The organism is Marinobacter sp. Hex_13, assembly GCF_001566815.1.
GTDB lineage: Bacteria > Pseudomonadota > Gammaproteobacteria > Pseudomonadales > Oleiphilaceae > Marinobacter > Marinobacter salarius.
On sequence record NZ_LSMM01000045.1, the window covers coordinates 1 to 22,521 of the forward strand.

17 protein-coding genes are annotated in these 22,521 nt (G+C 58.0%); 5 read left to right on the forward strand and 12 right to left on the reverse strand.

Annotated features, from left to right (window positions below; genetic code table 11):
* Positions 1–148: 148 nt before the first annotated feature.
* From ahpC to AXW11_RS11755, 3 genes are all read right to left on the reverse strand, one after another.
* A complete protein-coding gene (gene ahpC, locus AXW11_RS11745; protein WP_007153032.1) occupies positions 149–712 on the reverse strand; it encodes an alkyl hydroperoxide reductase subunit C in 564 nt (187 codons plus the stop codon).
* A 147-nt stretch (positions 713–859) separates the two neighbouring features.
* The gene (locus AXW11_RS11750; RefSeq protein ID WP_036211650.1) at positions 860–1,966 is read right to left on the reverse strand and encodes a histone deacetylase family protein; all 1,107 of its coding nucleotides are present in this window, start codon (positions 1,964–1,966) and stop codon (positions 860–862) included.
* Between the two features lie 66 nt (positions 1,967–2,032).
* Positions 2,033–2,782 (reverse strand): NAD(P)H-dependent oxidoreductase, encoded by a 750-nt coding sequence (locus AXW11_RS11755; protein WP_036211652.1) that lies wholly within the window; start codon positions 2,780–2,782, stop codon positions 2,033–2,035.
* A 285-nt stretch (positions 2,783–3,067) separates the two neighbouring features.
* Between AXW11_RS11755 and AXW11_RS11760 the strand changes: the two genes are divergently transcribed.
* Positions 3,068–5,992, forward strand: coding sequence for a YncE family protein (locus AXW11_RS11760; protein WP_091644446.1), 2,925 nt, complete (start codon positions 3,068–3,070; stop codon positions 5,990–5,992).
* 12 nt (positions 5,993–6,004) lie between these two features.
* Here AXW11_RS11760 and AXW11_RS11765 read toward each other — a convergent pair whose 3' ends face one another.
* From AXW11_RS11765 to AXW11_RS11775, 3 genes are all read right to left on the reverse strand, one after another.
* Positions 6,005–7,894, reverse strand: a complete 1,890-nt coding sequence (locus AXW11_RS11765; protein WP_075196432.1) for a monovalent cation:proton antiporter-2 (CPA2) family protein — start codon at positions 7,892–7,894, stop codon at positions 6,005–6,007.
* A 101-nt stretch (positions 7,895–7,995) separates the two neighbouring features.
* On the reverse strand, positions 7,996–8,721 hold the full coding sequence (locus AXW11_RS11770; RefSeq protein WP_091644443.1) for an RT0821/Lpp0805 family surface protein: 726 nt from the start codon (positions 8,719–8,721) through the stop codon (positions 7,996–7,998).
* Entirely contained in the window at positions 8,718–9,209 is a 492-nt protein-coding gene (locus AXW11_RS11775) for an RNA polymerase sigma factor (RefSeq protein ID WP_041332886.1), read from the reverse strand. The genes AXW11_RS11770 and AXW11_RS11775 overlap by 4 nt, the downstream gene beginning before the upstream one ends.
* Before the next feature lie 127 nt (positions 9,210–9,336).
* On the opposite strand from AXW11_RS11775, the gene AXW11_RS11780 reads away from it, so the two are divergent.
* A complete protein-coding gene (locus tag AXW11_RS11780) occupies positions 9,337–10,671 on the forward strand; it encodes a S8 family serine peptidase (protein ID WP_169052495.1) in 1,335 nt (444 codons plus the stop codon).
* Positions 10,672–10,681: 10 nt separating this feature from the next.
* Here the strand turns inward: AXW11_RS11780 and AXW11_RS11785 are convergent, their stop codons facing one another.
* The 3 genes from AXW11_RS11785 to AXW11_RS11795 all read right to left on the reverse strand — a co-directional run bounded on the left by AXW11_RS11785 (position 10,682) and on the right by AXW11_RS11795 (position 13,194).
* The gene (locus AXW11_RS11785) at positions 10,682–11,650 is read right to left on the reverse strand and encodes a surface lipoprotein assembly modifier (protein ID WP_091644438.1); all 969 of its coding nucleotides are present in this window, start codon (positions 11,648–11,650) and stop codon (positions 10,682–10,684) included.
* A gap of 69 nt (positions 11,651–11,719) precedes the next feature.
* Positions 11,720–12,232, reverse strand: a complete 513-nt coding sequence (locus AXW11_RS11790) for a hypothetical protein (protein ID WP_091644436.1) — start codon at positions 12,230–12,232, stop codon at positions 11,720–11,722.
* 89 nt (positions 12,233–12,321) lie between these two features.
* On the reverse strand, positions 12,322–13,194 hold the full coding sequence (locus AXW11_RS11795; protein ID WP_085678273.1) for a sterol desaturase family protein: 873 nt from the start codon (positions 13,192–13,194) through the stop codon (positions 12,322–12,324).
* Between the two features lie 91 nt (positions 13,195–13,285).
* Here AXW11_RS11795 and AXW11_RS11800 point away from each other — a divergent pair, with 91 nt between their 5' ends.
* Positions 13,286–14,188 carry a LysR family transcriptional regulator gene (locus AXW11_RS11800; protein ID WP_091644432.1) on the forward strand — a complete coding sequence of 301 codons (903 nt, stop codon included), beginning with the start codon at positions 13,286–13,288 and terminating at the stop codon, positions 14,186–14,188.
* Here the strand turns inward: AXW11_RS11800 and AXW11_RS11805 are convergent.
* Positions 14,178–15,122 carry a LysR family transcriptional regulator gene (locus tag AXW11_RS11805; RefSeq protein ID WP_075196428.1) on the reverse strand — a complete coding sequence of 315 codons (945 nt, stop codon included), beginning with the start codon at positions 15,120–15,122 and terminating at the stop codon, positions 14,178–14,180. The genes AXW11_RS11800 and AXW11_RS11805 overlap by 11 nt on opposite strands.
* Positions 15,123–15,310: 188 nt before the next feature.
* Between AXW11_RS11805 and AXW11_RS11810 the strand changes: the two genes are divergently transcribed.
* Entirely contained in the window at positions 15,311–16,822 is a 1,512-nt protein-coding gene (locus tag AXW11_RS11810) for a CoA-acylating methylmalonate-semialdehyde dehydrogenase (RefSeq protein WP_041332875.1), read from the forward strand.
* Between the two features lie 27 nt (positions 16,823–16,849).
* A complete protein-coding gene (locus AXW11_RS11815; RefSeq protein ID WP_075196427.1) occupies positions 16,850–18,517 on the forward strand; it encodes a GMC family oxidoreductase in 1,668 nt (555 codons plus the stop codon).
* Between the two features lie 38 nt (positions 18,518–18,555).
* Here the strand turns inward: AXW11_RS11815 and AXW11_RS11820 are convergent, their stop codons facing one another.
* Positions 18,556–19,614 carry a ribonucleotide-diphosphate reductase subunit beta gene (locus AXW11_RS11820; protein WP_075196426.1) on the reverse strand — a complete coding sequence of 353 codons (1,059 nt, stop codon included), beginning with the start codon at positions 19,612–19,614 and terminating at the stop codon, positions 18,556–18,558.
* A gap of 34 nt (positions 19,615–19,648) precedes the next feature.
* Positions 19,649–22,414, reverse strand: a complete 2,766-nt coding sequence (locus AXW11_RS11825; protein WP_091644429.1) for a ribonucleoside-diphosphate reductase subunit alpha — start codon at positions 22,412–22,414, stop codon at positions 19,649–19,651.
* Positions 22,415–22,521 lie beyond the last annotated feature (107 nt).

Genomic DNA, 22,521 nt, shown 5'->3' on the forward strand with positions numbered 1-22,521 from the left:
GTCCACAGGGGACTTGCACCCCCAAGTCATCCGGCCAGCACCACCTGTACCGGAACAGCGCCCGTCAAGGCGCTACGCGCCATGCCTGGCGCACAACAAAAAAGGCCCGCAGAGCGGGCCTTTTACAGGTTTCACTGTTACCGAAACCTTAGATCTTGCCAACCAGGTCCAGTGACGGAGTCAGAGTCGCTTCGCCTTCTTTCCACTTGGCCGGGCAAACTTCGCCGGGGTTGTTACGAACGTACTGAGCCGCTTTTACCTTGCGCAGCAGGTCGTCAGCGTCACGGCCGATACCTTCGGCAGTGATTTCCATGGCCTGGATAACACCATCCGGGTCGATCAGGAAAGTAGCGCGGTCTGCCAGGCCCTGGCCTTCACGCATCACACCAAAGTTGTTGGTGATGGTGCCGGTCTGGTCGCCTACCATGAAGTAGTTGATCTTGCCGATAGTCTCGGAGCTGCTGTGCCACGCCTTGTGGGTAAAGTGCGTATCGGTGGATACGGAGAATACTTCCACACCCAGCTTCTGCAGCTCTTCATACTTGTCGGCAACGTCGCCCAGCTCGGTCGGGCATACGAAAGTGAAGTCGGCCGGGTAGAAGAAGAAGACAGACCACTTCCCTTTTACGTCGGCTTCAGAAATTTCAACGAACTCGCCGCCTTTAAAGGCGGTGGCGTTGAACGGTTTAATTTCGCTGTTAATCATACCCATAGTAGATATCTCCCGTTGGTTGAGTTTAGGCATTGGCTAACTTGAGTTGGCTAAAGTATTGATTTGATCAAAAACATTCAAATTGATTGTTTTTAGCCGTTCGATAGGAAACCGCTATTTTATTTTTGGGAAGGCTGCAGAGAAGGACTAATCCGTGTTATCGGGCTCGAAGGCGCCCTTATGAAAATCGATGGCAGTGTCCACTTCTTCCATGCCGCAGACCCTTGGTTCCGCCAACGTGCCACCGGCCAGTGCCCGAAGCACTGCGTGCACGCCATGAGACAATGATTCGGTATTGTAACCGCCCTCCAGCACCATGACCAGCCGGCCGTTACAGTGCTTGTCCGCAATTTCCTGCACAATGCCCGTCATGGCTGAGAAGCCTTCGTAGGACACATTGAGCGCCAGGTCGTACCAATGGGCATCAAAGCCGGCGGAAACCAGTACCAGGTCCGGTTTGAAGTAGTCTGCGGCGGGTACCAGTATCTCCCGCAGCGCTTTCAGGTAAGCGACATCGCCCGCGCCACCGGGCATGGGCACGTTAATGGTGGTGCCCTCGCCCAGGCCGGCGCCTACGTCGGTTAACGCGCCACTGCCTGGGTAAAATGGTGCGGCCCGGTGAATATCAAAAAACATGGTGTCCGGATCCGCCCAGAAGATGTCCTGGGTACCATTGCCATGGTGGGCGTCCCAGTCGACGATCAATACCCGTTCACAGCCCAGCTCCGCCTGCGCGTGTGCAGCCGCAACGGCAACATTATTGAAGAGGCAGAACCCCCTTGCGCGTACTGGCTCAGCATGGTGACCAGGCGGCCTGACCATTGCGAAGGCGCTGTTCGTTCGGCCCTCAACCACCGCTTCCACGGCTGCGATGGCCGTGCCTGCAGCCACTTCGGCAGCTTCAACACTGCCCGGTGAAACGGCTGTGGTATCCACATCCAGCCACGCACTTTCGTCCCGCAATGAGAATATGTCGTCCAGGAACGAAGTCGTATGAACCCGGCTCAACTGATCCGGCGTTGCCGCCTTACCAGGCTCGATCCGGACACCGGGAATGGGATCACGGGCGAGCAAGTCCATGATCGCGGTAATACGGCCTGGATGCTCGGGGTACTTCCACTGCACATTGAGGCCTGAAAGAATGGAACGTACCCGTTTGTCCAGGCGGCCGGGCAGGAAATCCATGTTGGTATCGGGGTGATGGGCCAATACCCGTTCATCGTAAAAGACCGTGACGTCCCGTTGTTGTGCCAAGGCGATGCTCTCCTCTGCCGGGCCTTAGCTCAAGCATAGTCTTCTCAGGGCAAATCACAACGTTGCTCACAACCGCCAACGCGTCGGATTCGAGTGTTTGAGCACTCCGGCATCGTCCCAGTCATTCCAGCCAGTAAAGGGAATTGGCGCGTCCTGTTCAATCCCCGACAACCGGTGCGCCCACTGGTCTTTCAGTGCCTCCAGATGGTCCCGGAACGCGCCTTCCTCCTGATAGCGGATGCCGCCACCCTGCACCCCATAGCTTATGTGCGGTGCCAGCACGTCATAGCCCACGTAATACAGTGAAGAATGAACCGGCCACAGCCATTCCACCATATTGCCAGCGCGGCCAAATGGCATGAACGCCTGCTCCGGCGAACCTGTGGTCACGGAACACATCGCCTGTTTACCGCGAAAATAGCCACGATCATAGCGCATGCTTCCCGAGTAAAGTCCGCCATAGACCAACACACGATCAAACCAGCCCTTCAATATGGCGGGTTGAGAATGCCACCATAGCGGAAACTGGAAAATCACCAGATCGGCCCAATTCAGCCTGGCTATCTCACGCTGCACGTCTTGAGGTAATGCATTGGCATCATAGTGAGCCCGCTGCTCCGTCAGCGGAGCAAAATAGCACTCATCCTGACGCTTGCCATACCACGACGAACGCTCCACCGGATCAAAACCTTCCCCATAGAGATCGTCTATTTCTACCTCGTGCCCCGCCAGATTCAGGGTTTCCGTAGCCACATCCACCAAACCCCCACTGAATGACCGCCTTTCCGGGTGGGCCAGTACAATCAGTACCTTCATGTCTGAATTCTCCTTCGTGTTTCAGTGAATTCAGACTACCCCTTTCAAAAACGAACAGATACTCCACAAATGTGATAGCTGTATTTGCATGAATGAACAGAACCTTCAGTGGAGAATCAACAGACTGGGGTTTCCCCAATGAGACACCTATCAAGTTAATGCCGCGGATGATTAACTATCCTTAATCAATTAACATCATACCGTGCACGACGCACGTGATGTGTGTGAAGAACGCCTGATCCGCGTTCAGTATCGTTGTCCAGTCACTTAAACAGGGAACGTTGTATGCGACATTCTCCAAAGGCGCTGAAAGCGTTCTTTCTGGTGTGTTTTTGCTTTTTTTCGACCGTTTCTCACGCTGCGCTGGTTGATATCGACCAGGACGATGGTGTGATTTATTTCACTTTCGCTGCCCCGAATAAAGTCGTCCGCTACGACATGGTGTCGCAATCCATGTTGTCGGATATTCCCCTCAATAACGTACCAACTGCCGCAGAAATTCAGGGTAACAATCTGTATGTGGCCTATCGGCGCAGTGCCTACGCAATAGATCTCGATTCGCAGACACCGACTTTCATTGCCAACACCGGCGAAGACATGACGGCACTCCATGCGGTAGGAAACGCCCTTTATCTGGTACAGGGTTTCAACCGGGTCATGGCTCGGAACCTGTCAGATTACACACTCATAGAAGAAAAAACGGTTTTCTACAGGGGGACCGGGTCTGTGGGATCACCAGCACAGTCAGCGCTGTACTATCGGTCAGACGGCATTTCACCGTCCGATATTGTTAAAATCCCACTCAATGCGGATGGCACAATGGGGAGCGATATGGACAGCCCCGCCCACGGGGATTATCCCAGTGCCAGTCAACTTTACCTGTTCCCGGATGAAAGTCGCGTACTCGACAATCAGGGCATCCTTTATTTCGCCAACGACCTGACCTACGCCGGCAGCCTTGCTGGCGCGTTTGACGATATGACTTTCTGGCAGGGCGACCTGCTGGTGCTCCGTGGCAATACCGTTCATCAATACAACAACGCCATGCTGGAAGTGGCTCAGATGGGCCTCAACCAGCAACCTCTGAAAATTGCCAGCTACGGTGACGCTGTCTTTGCTTTCTACGAGAACAGCAGTCAGATCAGTGTTGAAGTATTGGACCTCGACAGTCTTGCCACGCCATCGCCAGGCGAGCCCCCCAATCCGGAAACTTCGGATTTCATCCCGGATTTCATCGAGTTCGACAGCCAGGAAGGCCTGTTGTATCTGGCCGACCGGGAGACACTGGCCATTCACATCTGGTCGGCGGAAACGCAAACCTATGTTGACAGCATCGGCCTGCTGAACCCACCCACGTGGATGACGTATTCCCCAGCCCATGGGCGACTTTACCTGGGCTACACTGGTGGAAAGATCAGCCAGATAGTCATGTCCACCGGGACACTTCAGGAAACTCCGTTCACCAACCTACCACAAAGTGTTCTGGGTCTGGAATCCGCAGGCGATTATCTCTTTGCGGTGGATGCCTCCGGTGCCTGGGAGCGGTTCTACAGCTTTGACGCATCCGGAACAATGGTGGACTCCGTTGAATGGCGGCACGCCAGCTCAGAATACCTATGGAATCCTGTCACCGAGCGTATCTATCACTTCCGGTCCGGAACATCGCCCAATGACATTGAATGGTCCGAGCTGAGCTCAACCACCGGGCTTTTGGGCAGCAAGGGCGACTCCCCCTATCACAGCAGCGGCTACGCAGCCGCACCATTGCACTTCGACCCTGCAGGCCAATTGCTGCTGACCGGCGGAGGCAAGCTCCACGACGCCTATTCCCTCGCCGAACTCAACTATCTGTCCAATGAAATAACAGACGCCGCCTGGACGGGAGATACCCTCCACACCATTGCAGCAGTTGATGGCAATGCCGTGCTGCAAACCTGGTCCGACAACTACGAGCTCCTTGAAGAGAACTCTATATTCGATGCCCTGGACACCCGTATTCTGGCCTATGGCGCCCACCTGGTGGCGATTGAAATGGCCGCAAGCGGGGGGCCTGACATCTCACTACTCGATTTCACAGCGGACACTGACGACGACGGGCTGTTTGACCTCGAAGATAACTGCCCCAACACCGCCAATGCCAATCAAGACAATCATGATGGCGATGAGTTTGGCGACGCCTGTGACAATGATTCCGACAACGACGGCATCCCCGACACAGACGAACTCGCAGTGGGACTGGATCCCTTTGACAGTGCCGATGCCCAGGAAGACCTGGACGCAGATGGTTACAGCAATCTGAGCGAGTACCTCAACGGTACATCCATGACCGATGAGGAGGATTATCCTGCAGGGGATCCCAACCGCGATTCCGATGGAGACGGCCTGCCAGACTCGCTGGAAGACCAGTATCTGGCGCTCGACCCATACAATCCCGATGATGCGTCCCAGGACTATGACGGTGACGGCGCCACGAACGCCTCAGAAGTCGCCTCCGGTTACAATCCCGACGTTTCTGACGACTTTCCCACCCACAATACGATGGACTTTTTCCCCTTGGGGGACATCACCTGGGTTTTCTCCGACCCATCGGATGGCTACCAGTTCCGAAGCGAATCCATAAGCGGCGCAGGTATGTTCAAGTTCATTTTCCCAAATGGCGATGACCGCCTGGTACGTCGTACTACTGGCGTCTATCTGCTTGAAAGCCGGTTTGTTGATTCGGAAGGAGATCGGATTCGAATCACCTACGGGGATGGTCTGCTAATGATCCCCAGCTCGCTTGAGCTGGGCACGAGTGTCACTTCACGTGCCACCCTCTCCAGCTACATCAATGGCCGGCAGGGCAATCAGGTCAATTTCACCACGACCATTGAATTGATTGAGGAGTCCACAACCAGCGTAGACGGGGAGCCGCGTGCCGTGTTGGTCACACTCAGACAAACCCGTATCACCATGGATGGACAGCTTCTGGACAATACTATTGAAATTGAGGCCTTTGCGGAGGGTGTGGGGCGGATCTACAGCTCCCTTGATCCGGACGCCGAGCTGTCGGCCTACAACGTCCAGCAAGTGGACAACTCCATTTCCTCCGGCTCGGCCTCTGACGACTCATCGTCAGGCGGCGGTGGCGGTAGCATGTCCTGGCCGATATTGGCCCTGCTGTTTATGATGGGATGGGGTCGGCGCCGGTTCAGGTTCAGCACCAACTAGGCATCGCAAACATCACTCATCCGTTCTGGGAGGTGACCACAAGGGCACCTCCTCACGGCTGGGCGGCTCCCAGTCCTGCTGCATCACGTCACTCAGGGTGTCCTCCAGCTTCATGAACAGCTCACCATAACGGGGGCTAAAGCGGATACCCTCTTCGATTTCCTTCCAGGCGTCGAACAGTTCGTCCTCGTGGGACTTCTCATTATTGATAAATGCCCAGGTCATCTGCCGCGACCGCAATGGGTGAACGCCAAATGCGGTCAGTGCATGGCCACCCAGCTCCACCGCAGAATGGTAGGTTTCGCTCACGACGTCGTCAGCGCCGGCCTGGCGCAACTGATATCCATGGCCCCGATCGAACGCCCGTGCCAGTACCCAGACGCCGGGGTAGTGTTGTTTGACATGGTGCACCAGGGCCACGGCTCTATCCCGGTCGTCAATCGCAACCACGAGCAAGCGCGCGTGGGCGATGCCCGCCGTTTCCAGTAACCCCGTATGGCTGGCGTCACCGAAATAGCTTTTGATGTTGATACGTCGCAGGTTTTCGATCTGATCCAGGGCCAGATCCAGCGCGACAATGGGAATCTTGTTGGCGCGCAACAACCGGCACACAATCTGGCCAAATCGTCCAACCCCGGCCACGATCACTGGCGCCTGCTCCTCGATCACATCGGCTTCCCGCTGCTCATTGCGGGCTTCACGATACCGCGGCAAGATCAGCCGGTCGTAGGCAATAAACAACAGCGGCGTCAGGAACATGGACAGCGCCACCACCAATCCCAGAAGCTGGGCGATGTCCGCGGGGATCACACTGTTCTGCATGCTGTAGGTCAGCAGCACGAAGCCGAATTCGCCGGCCTGGGCCAGCCCGAGGGTGAACAGCCAGCCATCACGGCCCCGCAGCCCGAATAACAATGCCAGGAGCAGCAGAATTGCTGCCTTGACCAGGATAACCGCCAGCGCCAATGTGATCACTGTGCCCCATTGCGCCGCCAGCACCTCAAAGTTGATACCGGCACCCACCGTGATGAAAAACAACCCGAGCAGTAGCCCTTTGAAGGGCTCGATGTTGGCCACGAGTTCGTGACGGAACTCGCTGTTGGCCAGCACCACACCGGCGAGGAAGGCCCCGAGCGCCGGCGACAGATTGACGATGCTCATCAGCGCGGCGATACCGATCACCAGCATTAACGCGGTGGCCGTAAAGACCTCCCGCATACCGGACTGAACCACGTAACGAAACAGGGGCCGGCTCAGGTAATGACCGCCGACGATCACCGTAGTCACAGAGCCGATCACCACCAGGGCGTGAGCCCAGCCTGGCAGATGCGCCACCAGGCTGAAACCGCCCTGGTGCCCGGGGTCCGTCGCCCCAACGCCCGCCAGTTCGGATATCGCCAGCAGGGGAATCACCGCCAGCATGGGAATGACCGCAATATCCTGGAACAACAGCACCGAGAAAGCGCCCCGGCCCCCCTCGGTTTTGCTAAGTCCTTTCTCGTTCAGGGTCTGCAGCACAATGGCGGTGGAAGACAACGAGAAGATAAGGCCAACGGCGACGGTGGTCTGCCATTGCAGCCCCATCCACCAGGCAATCGCCATTCCGGCAGCGGAGGTGAGCACCACTTGCAGGCCGCCCAGGCCCAGCAAACGAATCCGCATGGCCCAGAGGGATTTCGGGTCCAGCTCCATGCCCACCAGAAACAGCATCATGACCACACCAAACTCGGCAAAATGCTGAATGGTTGCGGTTTCCTGGCCCACCAGCCCCGTCACCGGCCCGATGACGACACCCGCCACCAGATACCCCAATACCGACCCCAAACCCAGGCGCTTCGCCAATGGCACCGCGACAACAGCGGCGGTCAGATAGATAAACGCCTGGATAAAGTATTCGGTCATTACAGCCCCATCAGGTCAGCGAAGGATAAACACCTTGATACTAGCTGGATTCCCCCGTGTTGCCATCCACCGGAACCGCAAACCGCTGGGACGCAGGACTGTTAATTACGCCTCCACTGCTGTTCAAGCAACGCACGCTCCTGGTTCGGCCCAACGGGGGGCGTGGCCATCAGCCGGTCCAGTTCCTCGTCAAGCACACTGCCACCGCTCGCTGTCTGGTATACATCAGGTGCCAGGGAAGGCTCTGCTTCGGCAGTGGCCACCTGTTCCCAGGAACCCTCGCCAGTGCGACAGGCAATTTGCTCCGACGCGGACGTTTGCGTCTCCAGGCGGAACTGGCGGCACCATTGGCCGGCCTGGCTTTGGAACGTCAGTCTCGGCGTCAAGCTTACCTGGTCATTAACCTGGTAAACTTCGCCACTGGGCTGGCTATCCAGAACGTTCGCCACCGCGGGCGACATCGGATCGCCGTCCGTTGCTACCGTCAGCCATTGCGTCAGCGCCACCCCCGCGATGATAGCGGCGGCGATCGCTTTACCCGTGTGGCCGGGCAGCCTGCGCCACCACGGAAAAGTGACCACATTGTCCTGCGCGGGCGCAGCACTCCGGGAGGCCTTTTCCTCCAGCATTCGGGTAATTGATGCCGGCATGGGACGGTCATCGATCGAGCCGTAATGGGCCTGTAGTTCGGCATCCACGGACGCCATCTCGGCCAGTCGATCTGCCAGCGTTGGATCCTTCTCAATCTGGTCCCGAACCGCTTCCATCTCCGCGTCGGTCAGTTCGTTATCGAGGAAAGCCGACAGGGTTTCATCAGTCATCTTCATGAATCGGTCCTCATGGTTACAGGCGCCAGGGCCTCGCTTAATGCCGCCCTGGCTCGGGCCAGCCGGCTCATCACCGTACCCTTGGGCACTTCCAGAATCTCAGCCACGATTTTGTAGGGCATGCCCTGGATTGCCACCAGGGAGATAATCTGGCGTTGGTCCTGTGGCAATCTTGCCATCGCAGCGTCCACTCGGTGCCATTCGATCTCTTTGGTGGTCTGGTGCTCGCCATTGATCACCTGGCCATCCGTCAACTCCGGATGTTCCGCGGCGTCCCGCCGAACCTTACGCGCGCGACACTCGTCTATCCAGACGTTACGGCAAACCCGGAATGCCCACTTGGTAAGGTCGGCGTCGTCCGGCATGTCCCGGGTCAACAAACGCTCCACCGTATTCTGTAGCAGGTCGTCGGCGTCTGACAGGGAGCCGGTCAACGAGTAGGCGAATCGTCGGAGCCTTGGTAATAGTTCGGTGATTTCCTCTTTCATAGCCTTCCATTTCCAAAGGTGCTATCGGTAAAACGGTCGTGAAACCGATTTATTCCATGAACGAAGGAATTTTTTTTCCGCCGGGCCGTTGTATCGTATGACACACATCTTTAATCGGACGGGCACGATGAAACCTTTTCTCTTGAGACACTTGTTCCCTGCAATCGCTCTTTGCACGCTTTCCGCACCGGCCTTGTCCATCGGTGTCGGTGACGTAACCAGCGGCCAGATAGATCCAATAACCCGCCAGGTTGAACAGAAGACACAGCGCATGGTGGAGCAGGCCATGGACCGTCGCCTTGAGAAGCAGATCAACACACAGGCCACAGAGCTCATGGAACAGCTCGAAGCGTTACCGTCAGTCCTTTCCATTCTCACGCGTCAGGGACAGAAAGCGTTCAATGATATCCAACTGGACGACGGTTTCCGTGCCGTGGAAGGTCAGTGGCTGGTGACCGGTACCGCTGCGGAACTCGCCCGCCTTGACCAGCCGGAGATCACAGTTCTCGAACGCCGAGAGCTGACCGGCCTGGGAATGACCGTGGTGCGCTTCCGGGTCACTGCCGAGCTGGATTCCCATAATGCCCTACAGGACGCCCTACCAGAACTCGCGGATCGGCTGGACCGCAACCATATCTATGCTCCGCAAACGGGTGCGAAAGAGCCCCTGTCAGAGACCAAAGTGCCACAGTGGCGTAGCCTCTGCACCGCCCCGGTTCGCGTTGGAATGGTGGATACGTCGATTGCCACAGACCATCGGGTATTTGAAAGTGCACAGGTTGTGCAGGAGCGTTTTCTGGCATTGGCGGAAATGGAAGGAAGTCTCGCTGAGCCTATGATTCACGGCACGGCCGTCGCCAGCCTGCTGGTGGGCAACCGGCCTGGGCAATGGCCTGCCCGGCTGCCGCAGGCTACGATCTTCAATGCCTCGGTGTTCTATGACCGGGATCGCACCCTCTCAGGCGCCACACTTGGTCATTTACTGGAAGGCCTGAACTGGCTGGCCGGTCAGGATTTGTCGGTTATCAACATCAGCCTGACCGGCCCGGACAACCAGCTTCTCGCTGCGGCGGTGAGCCGCCTCAGGGAGCGCGGCGTGCTGATGGTTGCGGCGGTAGGCAATCAAGGGCCCTCTGCCCCGCCATTATATCCGGCCGCCTACACGGAAGTGATCGGTGTGACGGCGGCTGATAGTTCCGGGAAGCTCTACCGCTGGGCCAATCGGGGTGAACAGGTGATGTTTGCCAGCAACGGCGTCACCGTTCCGGTAGCACACCCTGATGCCGGCATGGTTGCAGACAGCGGCACCTCGCTGGCGTCGCCAGTGGTTGCCGCTGCACTGGCCTGCCAACGTAATGAACTTTCGGAAGACAAGGCCATTGGTGCCCTGATCAATGCAGCGAAGGATCTTGGCCGTCCTGGCCGAGACACCGAATTCGGTCACGGCTTTCTGGATTTCTGACTGTCGGGTTTCAGAAATCCGCCCTGAGCGTCACCCCCGCCACCGTCTTGTCGTAATCCGCAGAATCCACGTTCGAGGTGTACTGGCCCCAGGAAACACTGGGCTCAACACTAAACACCTCGTTGAGTCCAATCCGCCAGCTGGCCTCCAGAATACGGGCTTTGTCCGCCCGCTCATTGCTTGAGCGTTCGGTAAGGTCACCGGTCAGAGGGTCCGTCAGAACCGGGCTGGTACTGGTGACGGTCACCTCTTCATACTCCCTGTCCTCGTAACGCCAGCCAAACCGCAGGCGGTTTTCCTCGCCGGCCAGGGTAAACCGATGCACCAACGCTACCCGAACGCGAAGCAGGTCATTGTCGTAGGCTTTCGCCTCCGCATCTTCGCGATCACCGTCAAGGCCGAGTAGAAAGTGGCTCTGGGCCTGGTTGAAAAAGAAGAACGCATCCAGACTGGCGCCTTTTATCTTGGCATCCCGCGCATCACTGTCATCAAATTCCTTGTGCTTGTCCTGCAGGCTGCCCCGCAGATAAACGTCCTCCGCGAGCAGGCTGCCCAGGTAGACACTGGCACGCCGGAAATCGAGGAACGGATCTGACCCCAGGGTTGCGTGGGAATAGTAATAACTGGTGCCAACGGTGACCGGGTCGAAGTCATAACTGACATCGGCCGACAGCAGGTGAATGTTCTGATCGAATTCATCAAGGTTCTGGTACTGTCTGCCCGAGAGCGAATAGCCGAGTGTCACGTTTAACCGCTCGGTGGGTTTCAGGATGCCTTCCAGACCGGCGTCGAAAACCCAGGCCTGATCGCTCTCATCGGCGGACGTGTTCAGTTCGTCCACGGTCACGTTGCTGTCGTGCTCAAAACCGCCTTCAAGATATCCGTTCGCCGACGCTTTCTCCTGCGCCTGAGCCATCAATGCCGGTGACGCCAGGCCAATGGCCAGGGGCAAGGTCAAAATACGTTGAATCAACTGCATGTCTGCTCCTTTCACTTGGGCGTCCAAAAGAAAGCCGGGCCCTATGGCCCGGCGAGTCTGGAGGAGTGGTTATAGCAGGCCGCCACTGCCGGACCCTTTCACGGTCCCCTTGACGGTGTTCTGCACTTCACTCCGGACGCTCTCAGATACAGACGTTCCGATCTGCTGATTGGTTTCAGCGCGAATTTCAGCATTTCGGGTCTCGTTCATGCGCTCTTGCGCCTGTTCGCGCTTCTCACCAGCTTCATCGCGAGCCGTGTCCGCTGTAGCATCCGCGGTTGCTCGCACCTTCTGGCCGGTTTCAACGCCAGCGCTGACCGCCTGATCGGCCCTTCCGCGGGCTTCTTCACTGGCCGCCTGGCGTTGGTCGGCAGCTTCGTCTCGAGCGGCTTCGCCGTTGACACTGCCCTCTGCGCTTGCAGAGGCACCACCATTCGCGGAAACACCGTTGCGGGTGCTGGCTTCCGCACTCATGTTGGTTTCAGCCTGCGCGTTTGCATTGGCCGCGCCAGACCCTTCTGCGGCGAAAACGCCGGTGGAAAGAATGGAACAGATTGCGAGTGTCAGTACATGCTTTTTCATGGTTACGTCCTCCTGATTTACCCGTTTCGGGTGGCTTTCATCAGGGAGACGGCTGAGCCTGGCGTTTATTCCAAAAAAAATTTCACCGCCTATGTTTTTGGCACATAGGGTCGAACATCCCAGCAGAAATAGCGTTTCAATGCACTGTTTGCCTCATGGTCTTTCTGGCGCCAGCCATAGACCTTGGGTTTGCTGGTTTCAATGGCGAGTGTGCCAAACACCAGCCAATCGTAGATCGCCAGCGTGGAGGTCACATTCTTGGCTGAATTGGGCCCGCGGGCGTGATGATGGTGGTGCTGAGTGGGAAAGACCAGAATATGCGCCAGTGCCCACATGGTCTTGCGAACCCAGGCCCAGCGGTGGTTGTGGAAATACAGGTCATAATTCCAGTTCACATGAGTATGGGCCGCCCATAGTCCCTTGAAGGCGGTGGCAATCAGGAACACCTCTACCAGCCCCAGATAAAGACACAGCAACTGGAAGGTGTAGTTGGGCATGATCAGCCACCAGGCCCAGCCATTGACGAAGGTCTGCGTTACCGTCAATTGGCCCTTGTTGTCCTGGCCGCCCGACATGTGGTGCGGGCGGTGGCTCATCTTGTAAAATGCCTGAACCCATTGCAGAACACGGTTATTGGGTCGGCGCCGGTGGGCAAACAGGTGGAAACTGCCGTGGATAAACTCTTCCACGCAGAAAAACACGATCAACGTGGGCCAGAAATAGGCCTGCTCGAGCCAGGCCAGTGAACCGGCGCTGCCAGGAATCAGCGTTGACAGACCCAGCGTCAGCAACAGCAACACCAACGGCCTTTGCACCGCCACCATCATGAACGTGGCAAGAAATGCCATGCGCCAGTCCTGCGTGTTCTTGCGACCTTCACGGGTACGGCCGCTGACTACCTCCCAAAGGGCGGTAACCACAATAAAAGCCGTAACCAGCATCGTCAGTTTCTGATCGTCCATTATTGTTCTCCGAGACGAGGGTTTGTACGTCTTCTGAGGCTACTCGGGAGAGCTATATTTTCCTATTCAATATTTGGTATAAGTATTATCCATGAAGCTGAATTTACGAAGCGTCGACCTCAACCTTCTTCCGGTGTTCGACGCCATTATGGAAGCCGGGCAACTGTCCCGCGCCGCCGATTCCCTGGGCATGAGCCAGCCGGCGATCAGTGCCGCATTGCAGCGCCTGCGTCATACCCTGGGTGACCCCCTGTTTGTGCGTACCCATCAGGGCATGGTGCCGACACCCCGCGCCCGTGAGCTGCACAGAAGCCTCAGCCAGCAACTCGGCGCCATGCGCGACACACTGGACCCGGCCAATCGCTTTGTGCCTAGCACCAGCCAGCGACGCTTTCGCGTGCTCAGCAACGATTACTTCGAGATGGTAGTGTTACCAACGTTACTGACACGCCTGAGAAGCGAGGCGCCCAATGTGGTGGTGGAGGTCGCCCTGGCCGGCGATGACATGCCCCAGAGGCTGTATACCGCCGAAGCGGATCTTGCCGTGGATGCCTTTGCAACGGAGAACGATCGATTACGGCGGCAAGTGCTTCTCGCGGAGAGGCTTGCGGTGGTGGCACGACAGGACCACCCAGACCTGCAGGGCGATTGCAGCAAACAGCAGTTTCTGGACGCCGAACACGTCGTACTGCCGGATCGGAACCGGCGCTTGCCCCTGGACCAGATCCTCAACGAACCGGGGTGGCAACGGCGAACCGGGGCCAGGGTCACCCAGTTCGCCAGTATGCTGGCCACCTGCAGCGGCTCCGACATGATTGCCACGGTGCCCGAACGTCTGGCCCAGCAGTACGCCCGGGCATTCGGGCTGAAGACCCTGCCGTTTCCGGTAGAGGTACCCTCGTTGCCGGTCTACCTGCTGTGGGCACCGGTGATGGACAATGACCCGGCCCATATTTGGTTCCGCCAGCGTCTGATGGAAAGTGTCACGGGCTAATGGGCCGGTTTTCACGATCGATGTCATCAAGAGTCTCAAACAACCACACACCGGCAAGAGCCTCCAGCGCCTCTGCAATCACCAGCTCTTCCTCCCGGTCCTTGCGCCAGATAAAACTCAGGGCACAGGGGATACGCACGCCTTCCACAACGACCAGCCCCCGTTCCTGTCGCTCTGCCATCGCCAGGGCATCCCGGGCCAGGCTGAGCCCGACGCCCGCCCTGACCAGGTCCAGCATGCAGGCTTCCTGGTCGACCTGTGCAACGCCATTTGGAACCAATCCATGAGGCTCCATTGCGTCAGCCAATAACCGATTGTGCACTGAATCCGGCGGTGTCACGATCCAGGGCAGCCCGGCGAGGCTCGACCAGCGACTGTCCGCCACCCGTGACGCCCATCCCGCCGGTGCAATAACGTGATAGTCAAACCGGGTCAGCTCTCTGTACATTAATTCTGGCGATGACTGTCCAGCGCCCAGACCTGGCGGGGCAAGAAAAAAACCAACGTCCAGGCTGCCATTACGGACCTGTTCCAGAACCCGGCCACTCATTCCCTGATGCAGCTCGGTTTCAAGTTGGGGCGCGCGAGCCACCAATTGGTGTAGAAACGACCCCAGACGGATAAATTCGGGGTCCACGATGGTGCCAATCTTAAGGCGTCCGCGAACAGTGCTGTGCAATGCCTGGGCGCTTTGCTCAAATGCAGCTATCCCCGCCAACGCCTTTTCGGCCACCGGCAACAGGTTGTGACCATCAGCACTCAGCACCAAACCCTGCGGCTTACGCCGAAAAAGCCTGAGGCCAAGATCATCCTGTAACTGTTTCAGCTTCAGGCTCACGGCCGGCTGTGTCAGATGCAGTCGCTCGGCAGCCCTGGAAACACTCCCCTCACGAGCCACAGACACAAAGGCACGTAATCCCTGCAAGTGTTGCATAGCCGTCTTTCCCTCCTGAGCTCCAATATAAGCATTACTTATATCATGATTTAAAATAACTCAATTGCTTCGGTACCTGACCGACCGTAAATTAACTGTTCAATTCTTATCCAGCGGCGACGAATGCCCCGAATAAAGGCATCCAGAACCCTTACAAAAAACTGAATCAAAAACAGGAAAAGACAACCATGAGCAATCCAACGATCCAGCATTATATCAATGGGCGAATTTCAGAAGGCAGCTCCGGCCAAACTCAGGACGTATTCAATCCCGCTACCGGCAAGGTCTCAGGCCAGACCGCTCTTGCCAACCGCGATGATGTTGATCAGGCCGTGGCCGCTGCGTCTGCTGCCTTCCCAAGCTGGGCGGACACCCCGCCGATTCGTCGCGCACGTGTCATGTTCAGGTTTCTGGAACTGCTTAACCAGCACAAAGACGAACTGGCCGAAGCGATTACTCGCGAACATGGCAAGGTCTTTACCGACGCTCAGGGGGAAGTTGCCCGGGGGATTGATATCGTGGAGTTTGCCTGCGGTATTCCCCAGCTTCTCAAAGGCGACTATACCGAACAGGTCAGTACCGGTATCGATAACTGGACGACCCGCCAGCCCCTGGGCGTGGTCGCTGGTATTACGCCGTTTAACTTCCCGGTGATGGTGCCCATGTGGATGTTCCCGGTGGCAATCGCTGCCGGCAATACCTTTGTGCTCAAGCCCAGCCCGATCGACCCCAGTGCGTCTCTGATGCTCGCTGATTTGCTCAAACAGGCTGGCCTGCCCGACGGCGTGTTCAATGTGGTGCAGGGTGACAAGGGTGCGGTGGAAGCGCTCATTGAGCACCCGGACGTCATGGCGCTGAGTTTTGTCGGCTCCACTCCGATTGCCAATCTGATCTATGAAAATGGCGCCCGTCACGGCAAGCGCATTCAGGCCCTCGGCGGCGCCAAGAACCACATGGTGGTTATGCCCGATGCCGATCTGGACAAAGCCGTGGATGCGCTCATTGGCGCGGGTTACGGCAGTGCCGGCGAACGTTGCATGGCCATCAGCGTGGCGGTTCTGGTCGGTGATGTCGCTGACAAACTCATCCCCAGGCTGGCCGAGAGGGCACGCAGCCTGAAGGTCAGGAACGGCATGGACCTGGACGCCGAAATGGGTCCGATTGTCAGTGCCAGCGCTCACCAGCGCATTACCGGTTATATTGATAAAGGTGTGGCTGAAGGCGCTGAACTGGTGGTCGACGGCCGCGACTTCGATGCAACGTCAACGGGCGAAGGCTGCGGCGAAGGTTTCTGGATGGGTGGCACGCTGTTCGATCACGTCACTCCGGAGATGACAATTTACCGGGAAGAGATCTTCGGCCCGGTGCTGGCCTGTGTGCGGGTTCCCGATGTTGCGACTGCCATCCGCCTGATCAATGATCATGAATTCGGCAACGGTGTCAGCTGTTTCACCGAGAGCGGCAGCGTCGCCCGTGAATTTGGCCGTCGCATTCAGATTGGCATGGTCGGTATCAACGTGCCCATTCCGGTTCCCATGGCCTGGCACGGATTCGGTGGCTGGAAACGCTCAATGTTTGGCGACACCCATGCCTACGGTGAAGAGGGCGTTAAATTCTATACTCGGCAGAAATCCATTATGCAGCGCTGGTCAGACTCCATCGATGCCGGTGCCGAGTTTGTGATGCCAACCGCCAAGTAACACGCAAACCAGTCCGGGAGACAGACCATGTCCAATAACAACAATGCACACGGGCAGCACGAGTTTGATTACATCGTCGTCGGGGCCGGCTCTGCCGGCTGCCTGCTGGCCAACCGTCTGAGCGCCGACCCGGCCAACCGGGTGCTGCTGATCGAGGCGGGCGGTCGTGACAATTACCACTGGATCCATATTCCAGTGGGCTACCTTTATTGCATCGACAATCCGCGCACGGACTGGCGCTTTCGCACCGAGCCGGACCCCGGCCTGAATGGTCGATCACTGATCTACCCCAGGGGGAAAACCCTGGGTGGCTGCTCCAGCATCAATGGCATGCTCTACATTCGTGGCCAGGCCCGGGATTACAACCACTGGGCCGATGTTACCGGAGAGCAGGCGTGGTCATGGGATAACTGCCTACCCGACTTTATGCGTCATGAAGATCACTACCGGTTGGACGAAGAAGGCGACGCCGATCCGGAACACGGGAATTACCACGGCCACGGCGGTGAGTGGCGGATCGAGCATCAGCGGCTGAAATGGACCGTTCTGGAGGATTTTGCCAGCGCCTGCGTTCAGGCTGGCATTCCCCGAACCCGGGACTTCAACCGCGGCGACAACGAAGGCGTTGACTACTTCGAAGTCAACCAGCGCTCCGGCTGGCGCTGGAGCACCTCGAAGGCGTTCCTGCGGCCAGCCAAGACGCGCCCTAACCTGACACTGTGGCATTCCACCCATGTCATGGCGCTGGACATGGCGGCCGGTGAAAAGCCCCGATGCACCGGCGTACGTGTTGAACGACCGGGAGAGGGGGAAATTACCGCCCACGCACGCCGCGAAGTCATCCTCTCAGCCGGCGCTATCGGATCCCCCCAGTTGCTGCAGCTGTCGGGCATTGGCCCCGCGGATCTGCTTCGGGAACACGATATCCCGGTTGTTGCCGACTTACCCGGCGTCGGCGAGAATCTTCAGGATCACCTTCAGATTCGATCGGTCTACAAGGTTCGGGGCGCGAAGACCCTGAACACCATGGCCAACTCACTGATTGGCAAGGCACGAATTGGGCTGGAGTATCTGCTTACCCGCTCCGGCCCCATGAGCATGGCCCCCTCCCAACTCTGTCTGTTTACCCGCAGTTCCGAAGAATATGAGTACGCCAACATCCAGTACCACGTTCAGCCATTGAGTCTGGAGGCATTTGGCCAGCCTTTGCATGACTTTCCAGCCATTACCGCCAGCGTTTGTAACCTCAACCCGACGAGCCGCGGTACCGTGCGTATTCGTAGCCGGGACTCCAGAATCAAGCCCGCCATTGCCCCCAACTACCTGAACACCGAGGAAGACCGCAAGGTCGCAGCGGATTCCCTTCGGGTAACGCGCCGCATTGCAGAGCAACAGGCATTGGCCAAGTACGAACCGGAAGAGTTCAAGCCGGGCCTTCAGTACCAGACCGATGAGGAACTTACCCGGTTGGCGGGAGACATTGGCACCACGATTTTTCACCCTGTGGGAACCACCCGCATGGGGCGGGCAGACGATGACATGGCAGTCGTCGACCCTCACCTCAGAGTTCGTGGCGTCGCCGGCCTGCGCGTGGTGGATGCCGGTGTCATGCCGACCATCACCAGCGGTAATACCAACTCCCCCACACTGATGATTGCGGAGAAGGCGGCAGGCTGGATTCTGAACGGCACGTAAGTGCCGGCCAGCCCGCCGGACTGAAGGTCAGTACGTTGCTACCACTCCAACTGCGCGCCGGTCTGATACTCGATGACCCGGGTTTCAAAGAAGTTTTTCTCTTTACGCAGGGTGGCCTGCTCATCCAGCCAGGGTGAGACGTTCTTCGCGCCCGGGAACGGTTCGTCCAGGCCAACGGTTCTGGCCCGGCGATTGGCCACAAAACGGAACTGCTCGCTGTGGTACTCGGCGGAATAGCCCAGGATCGGGTCCCGCAGGATGTAGTTGGCGTAGGCGGTTTCAGCGGCTTCGGACTCGTCCCACATATCGCGCACGGCTTTGGGGTCCAGCGTGATGTTTTCCTCTTCCAGGATCTGGTTCACCACTTTCAGCCCGAACGAGAAGTGCATGGCTTCGTCCCGCAGGATGTACTGCAGTTGCTCACCGGTGCCCCGCATCAGGCCCCGACGCTGCAGGGCGAAGATGGGGCTGAAACCGTTGTAGAACCAGGCACCCTCAAAGACCGCTGCGAAGAACAGGTAGGACATAATGAATTCCTGCAGGTCGTCCTTGTTGCGCAGGTTCATGTCAGAGCGCATGGCGGCATCCAGCCGGCGGTTGGCCATCTGGATCTTGCCGTTGATCGCGGGGACCACCCGATAGCGATTGTAGATCTCGCTCTGGTCCAGGTTGAGGGTTTCAATGCAGTGCTGGTAGGCCCAGGTGTGCATGGCTTCCTCGTACACCTGCCGCGCTTGGTAAATCTGCAATTCCGGGGCACTCATCTTCTCCATCACCGCCAGGCCGATGTTGCGCATCGCCAGGATGTCGGAGGTGGTGAGGTAGGCCAGCACGTTCTCATACACGTGCTTTTCCGGCGCAGACAGGCGGTGATGGTAGTCGTGAACGTCCTGAGCCATGTTCACGTCCAGCGGCGTCCAGTGGTTCTTGTTGGCATTCATGAAGTATTCCCAGGCCCAGGGGTACTTGAAGGGTGCCAGCTGATTGATGTCGGTTTCGCCGTTGATAACGCGCTTGTCATCGACATTGACCGGGGCCGGACCCTCCTGGGTAGCCGGGCGGGTTTGGGTGTTTGGTTCGTCGTCCCAGTTGAGCATCTTTTAACCTCTAGAATCTTGGTGGCGGTCGGGTTTACTGGCAGGCTTCGCAGTCCGGCTCATCAATGCTGCATACCTGTGGTTGCGGTGCTGCTACCGGCGCGGTTTTCTCGGCACCCGTGGCCCCCAGCGAGCGCAGGTAATAGGTGGTTTTCAGTCCACGTTCCCAGGCCAGCTGATACAACTCATCCAGCTTTTTGCCGCTGGGTTCCGCCATGTAAAGGTTCAGGCTCTGGGCCTGGTCCAGCCATTTCTGGCGCCTGGCCGCCGCCTCCACCAGCCAGCGGGCATCGATCTCAAAGGCGGTGGCGTAGCGGGCCTTCAGTGCTGCCGGTATACGATCAATCTGCTGCACGCTACCATCGAAGTACTTGAGATCGTTCACCATCACGTTGTCCCACAGACCCTCAGCTTTCAGATCACGAACCAGAGATGGATTAACCACCGTGAACTCGCCGGAGAGATTCGATTTCACGAACAGGTTCTGGTACGCCGGTTCGATGGATTGAGAGACACCGACGATGTTGGAGATGGTCGCCGTTGGCGCAATGGCCATCACATTGCTGTTACGCATGCCATTGCGGGCGATGAGTTCCCGCACCGCCGTCCAGTCCAGGCGGCTGCTGGTATTCAGGCTCAGGTCGCCGTCCTGACGGGCCTCTTTCAACAGGTTGATGGAGTCAATGGGCAGAATACCCTGATGCCACAATGAGCCTTCGTAGGTCTCGTAGGCACCGCGTTCACCGGCCAGCGCAGCCGAGGCCCGGATCGCGAAATAACTGATCTGCTCCATCGCCACATCGGCAAACTCCACCGCTTCCGCGCTGGTGTAGGGCAGATTGAGCCGATACAACGCATCCTGAAAGCCCATCAGGCCAAGACCAACGGGCCGATGCTTGAAATTGGAACTCTTCGCCTGGGGCACTGCGTAGTAATTGATGTCGACCACGTTATCGAGCATGCGGACCGCGGTATTGACCGTGCGTTCGAGGCGCTGGACATCCAGCTCACCGTTGTGGACATGGGCCGCCAGGTTGATGGACCCCAGGTTGCACACGGCGATCTCATCCGCACTGGTGTTCAGGGTGATTTCGGTACACAGGTTGGAGCTGTGCACCACGCCCCGATGCTGCTGCGGTGAGCGCAGGTTGCAGGGGTCCTTGAAGGTGATCCACGGATGACCGGTCTCGAACAGCACGGTCAGCATCTTGCGCCAGAGCTGTTTGGCGGACACCGTATTGAACAGAGTGATCTCGCCCCTGGCCGCCATAGCTTCGTATTCCTGGTACCGCGCCCGGAATGCGTTGCCATAGAGGTCATGCAAGTCCGGAGTGTCGTTTGGCGAGAACAGGGTCCAGTCCTGATCACTGCGCATGCGCTCGATCAGCAGGTCCGGTACCCAGCTGGCGGTGTTCATGTCGTGGGTACGACGACGCTCATCGCCGGTGTTCTTGCGTAGCTCCAGGAACTCCTCAATATCCAGGTGCCAGCTTTCCAGGTAAGCGCACACGGCGCCCTTGCGCTTGCCGCCCTGATTCACCGCCACCGCCGTGTCGTTCACCACTTTCAGGAATGGCACCACACCCTGGCTGCTGCCGTTGGTACCCTTGATGTGGGAGCCCAAAGCCCTGACTGGCGTCCAGTCGTTACCCAGGCCGCCGGCCCACTTGGACAGCATGGCGTTGTCACGGATGGCACCATAGATACCCTCCAGATCATCCTGAACGGTGGTGAGGTAGCAGGATGAAAGCTGGGAATGTCGGGTACCACTGTTGAACAGGGTTGGCGTGGAGGCCATGTAGTCGAAGGACGACAACAGATCGTAGAACTCGATGGCCCGGGCATTGGGGTCATCTTCCTGCAACGCCAGGCCCATGGACACGCGCATGAAGAAGACCTGGGGCAATTCCAGCCGGTCACCTTTCCAGTTGAGGAAATAGCGGTCGTAAAGGGTCTGCAGGCCGAGGAAACCAAACTGGTGGTCCCGCTCCGGCTTGAGGGCAGCACCCAGCCGCTCCAGGTCAAACGCCGCCATGGCTTCGTCGAGCAGTTCGTAGTGGATACCCTGCTCAATGAAGGTGCTCAGGGCCTGCGGGTATATTTCCGCCAGCGGCAAACTTAGGGGCAGGCTCAAGGCGGCCGCGGTTTCCAGCCTGAGTTGTTCCAGCAGCAGACGAGCGGTTACGGCACTGTAGTCCGGTTCCTGCTCGATGCGGCCGCGGGCGGTCATGATCAACGCAGACAGCACCTCTTCCTCAGCGATACCGTCGTACAGGTTCCGCAGCGCCCCTTCCACCAGGGACTCGCCATCGATGCCCTCCAATTCCTGGCTGGCACGCTCCACCTGGACTTTCATCAGCCCCAGATCCAGCGGCGCGACCTCACCGTTGGCTTTTTTCACCGTGAGCGTGGGATGGGCCTCCACCGGCGCCAGGCTGGCCCGCTCCTGGGCATGAGCCTCCCGGTAGAGCACATAGGCGCGGGCCACTTTCTGCTCCTCCGCCCGCATCAGCGCCAGTTCCACCTGGTCCTGGATATCTTCAATGTGCACCTTGCCGCCGGCTTTCAAGCGTCGGCTGATGGCCTGCATGACCTGATGGGTAACCTGTTCCACGGAATCGTGGATACGGGCCGAGCCTGCCGCTTCATCGCCTTCGACGGCAAGAAACGCTTTGGTCACGGCAACACTGATTTTGCTGACATCGAATCCAACCAGGGCGCCATTACGTTTAATAACCTGTAGGGAGGCGGTGCTGGTTGAGGCAGATTGGCCGGGCTCGGCCAGGATGGCAGTGGACATGTCGGTTCTCCTGAGTACGCGTTTATGCCAAGACCTTCGCGTACGCAGGGGCGAGCATTGCTCTGAACAGAGACAACGCAAAACCGATCTGCTCACCTTGATACGCG

Excerpts from the sequence above, each read along its gene's own strand:
- ahpC (WP_007153032.1), bottom strand. The coding sequence starts at position 712 with ATGGGTATGATTAACAGCGAAATTAAACCGTTCAACGCCACCGCCTTT.
- AXW11_RS11755 (WP_036211652.1), bottom strand. The coding sequence starts at position 2,782 with ATGAAGGTACTGATTGTACTGGCCCACCCGGAAAGGCGGTCATTCAGT.
- AXW11_RS11760 (WP_091644446.1), top strand. The coding sequence starts at position 3,068 with ATGCGACATTCTCCAAAGGCGCTGAAAGCGTTCTTTCTGGTGTGTTTT.
- AXW11_RS11765 (WP_075196432.1), bottom strand. The coding sequence starts at position 7,894 with ATGACCGAATACTTTATCCAGGCGTTTATCTATCTGACCGCCGCTGTT.
- AXW11_RS11770 (WP_091644443.1), bottom strand. The coding sequence starts at position 8,721 with ATGAAGATGACTGATGAAACCCTGTCGGCTTTCCTCGATAACGAACTG.
- AXW11_RS11775 (WP_041332886.1), bottom strand. The coding sequence starts at position 9,209 with ATGAAAGAGGAAATCACCGAACTATTACCAAGGCTCCGACGATTCGCC.
- AXW11_RS11780 (WP_169052495.1), top strand. The coding sequence starts at position 9,337 with ATGAAACCTTTTCTCTTGAGACACTTGTTCCCTGCAATCGCTCTTTGC.
- AXW11_RS11785 (WP_091644438.1), bottom strand. The coding sequence starts at position 11,650 with ATGCAGTTGATTCAACGTATTTTGACCTTGCCCCTGGCCATTGGCCTG.
- AXW11_RS11790 (WP_091644436.1), bottom strand. The coding sequence starts at position 12,232 with ATGAAAAAGCATGTACTGACACTCGCAATCTGTTCCATTCTTTCCACC.
- AXW11_RS11795 (WP_085678273.1), bottom strand. The coding sequence starts at position 13,194 with ATGGACGATCAGAAACTGACGATGCTGGTTACGGCTTTTATTGTGGTT.
- AXW11_RS11800 (WP_091644432.1), top strand. The coding sequence starts at position 13,286 with ATGAAGCTGAATTTACGAAGCGTCGACCTCAACCTTCTTCCGGTGTTC.
- AXW11_RS11805 (WP_075196428.1), bottom strand. The coding sequence starts at position 15,122 with ATGCAACACTTGCAGGGATTACGTGCCTTTGTGTCTGTGGCTCGTGAG.
- AXW11_RS11810 (WP_041332875.1), top strand. The coding sequence starts at position 15,311 with ATGAGCAATCCAACGATCCAGCATTATATCAATGGGCGAATTTCAGAA.
- AXW11_RS11815 (WP_075196427.1), top strand. The coding sequence starts at position 16,850 with ATGTCCAATAACAACAATGCACACGGGCAGCACGAGTTTGATTACATC.
- AXW11_RS11820 (WP_075196426.1), bottom strand. The coding sequence starts at position 19,614 with ATGCTCAACTGGGACGACGAACCAAACACCCAAACCCGCCCGGCTACC.
- AXW11_RS11825 (WP_091644429.1), bottom strand. The coding sequence starts at position 22,414 with ATGTCCACTGCCATCCTGGCCGAGCCCGGCCAATCTGCCTCAACCAGC.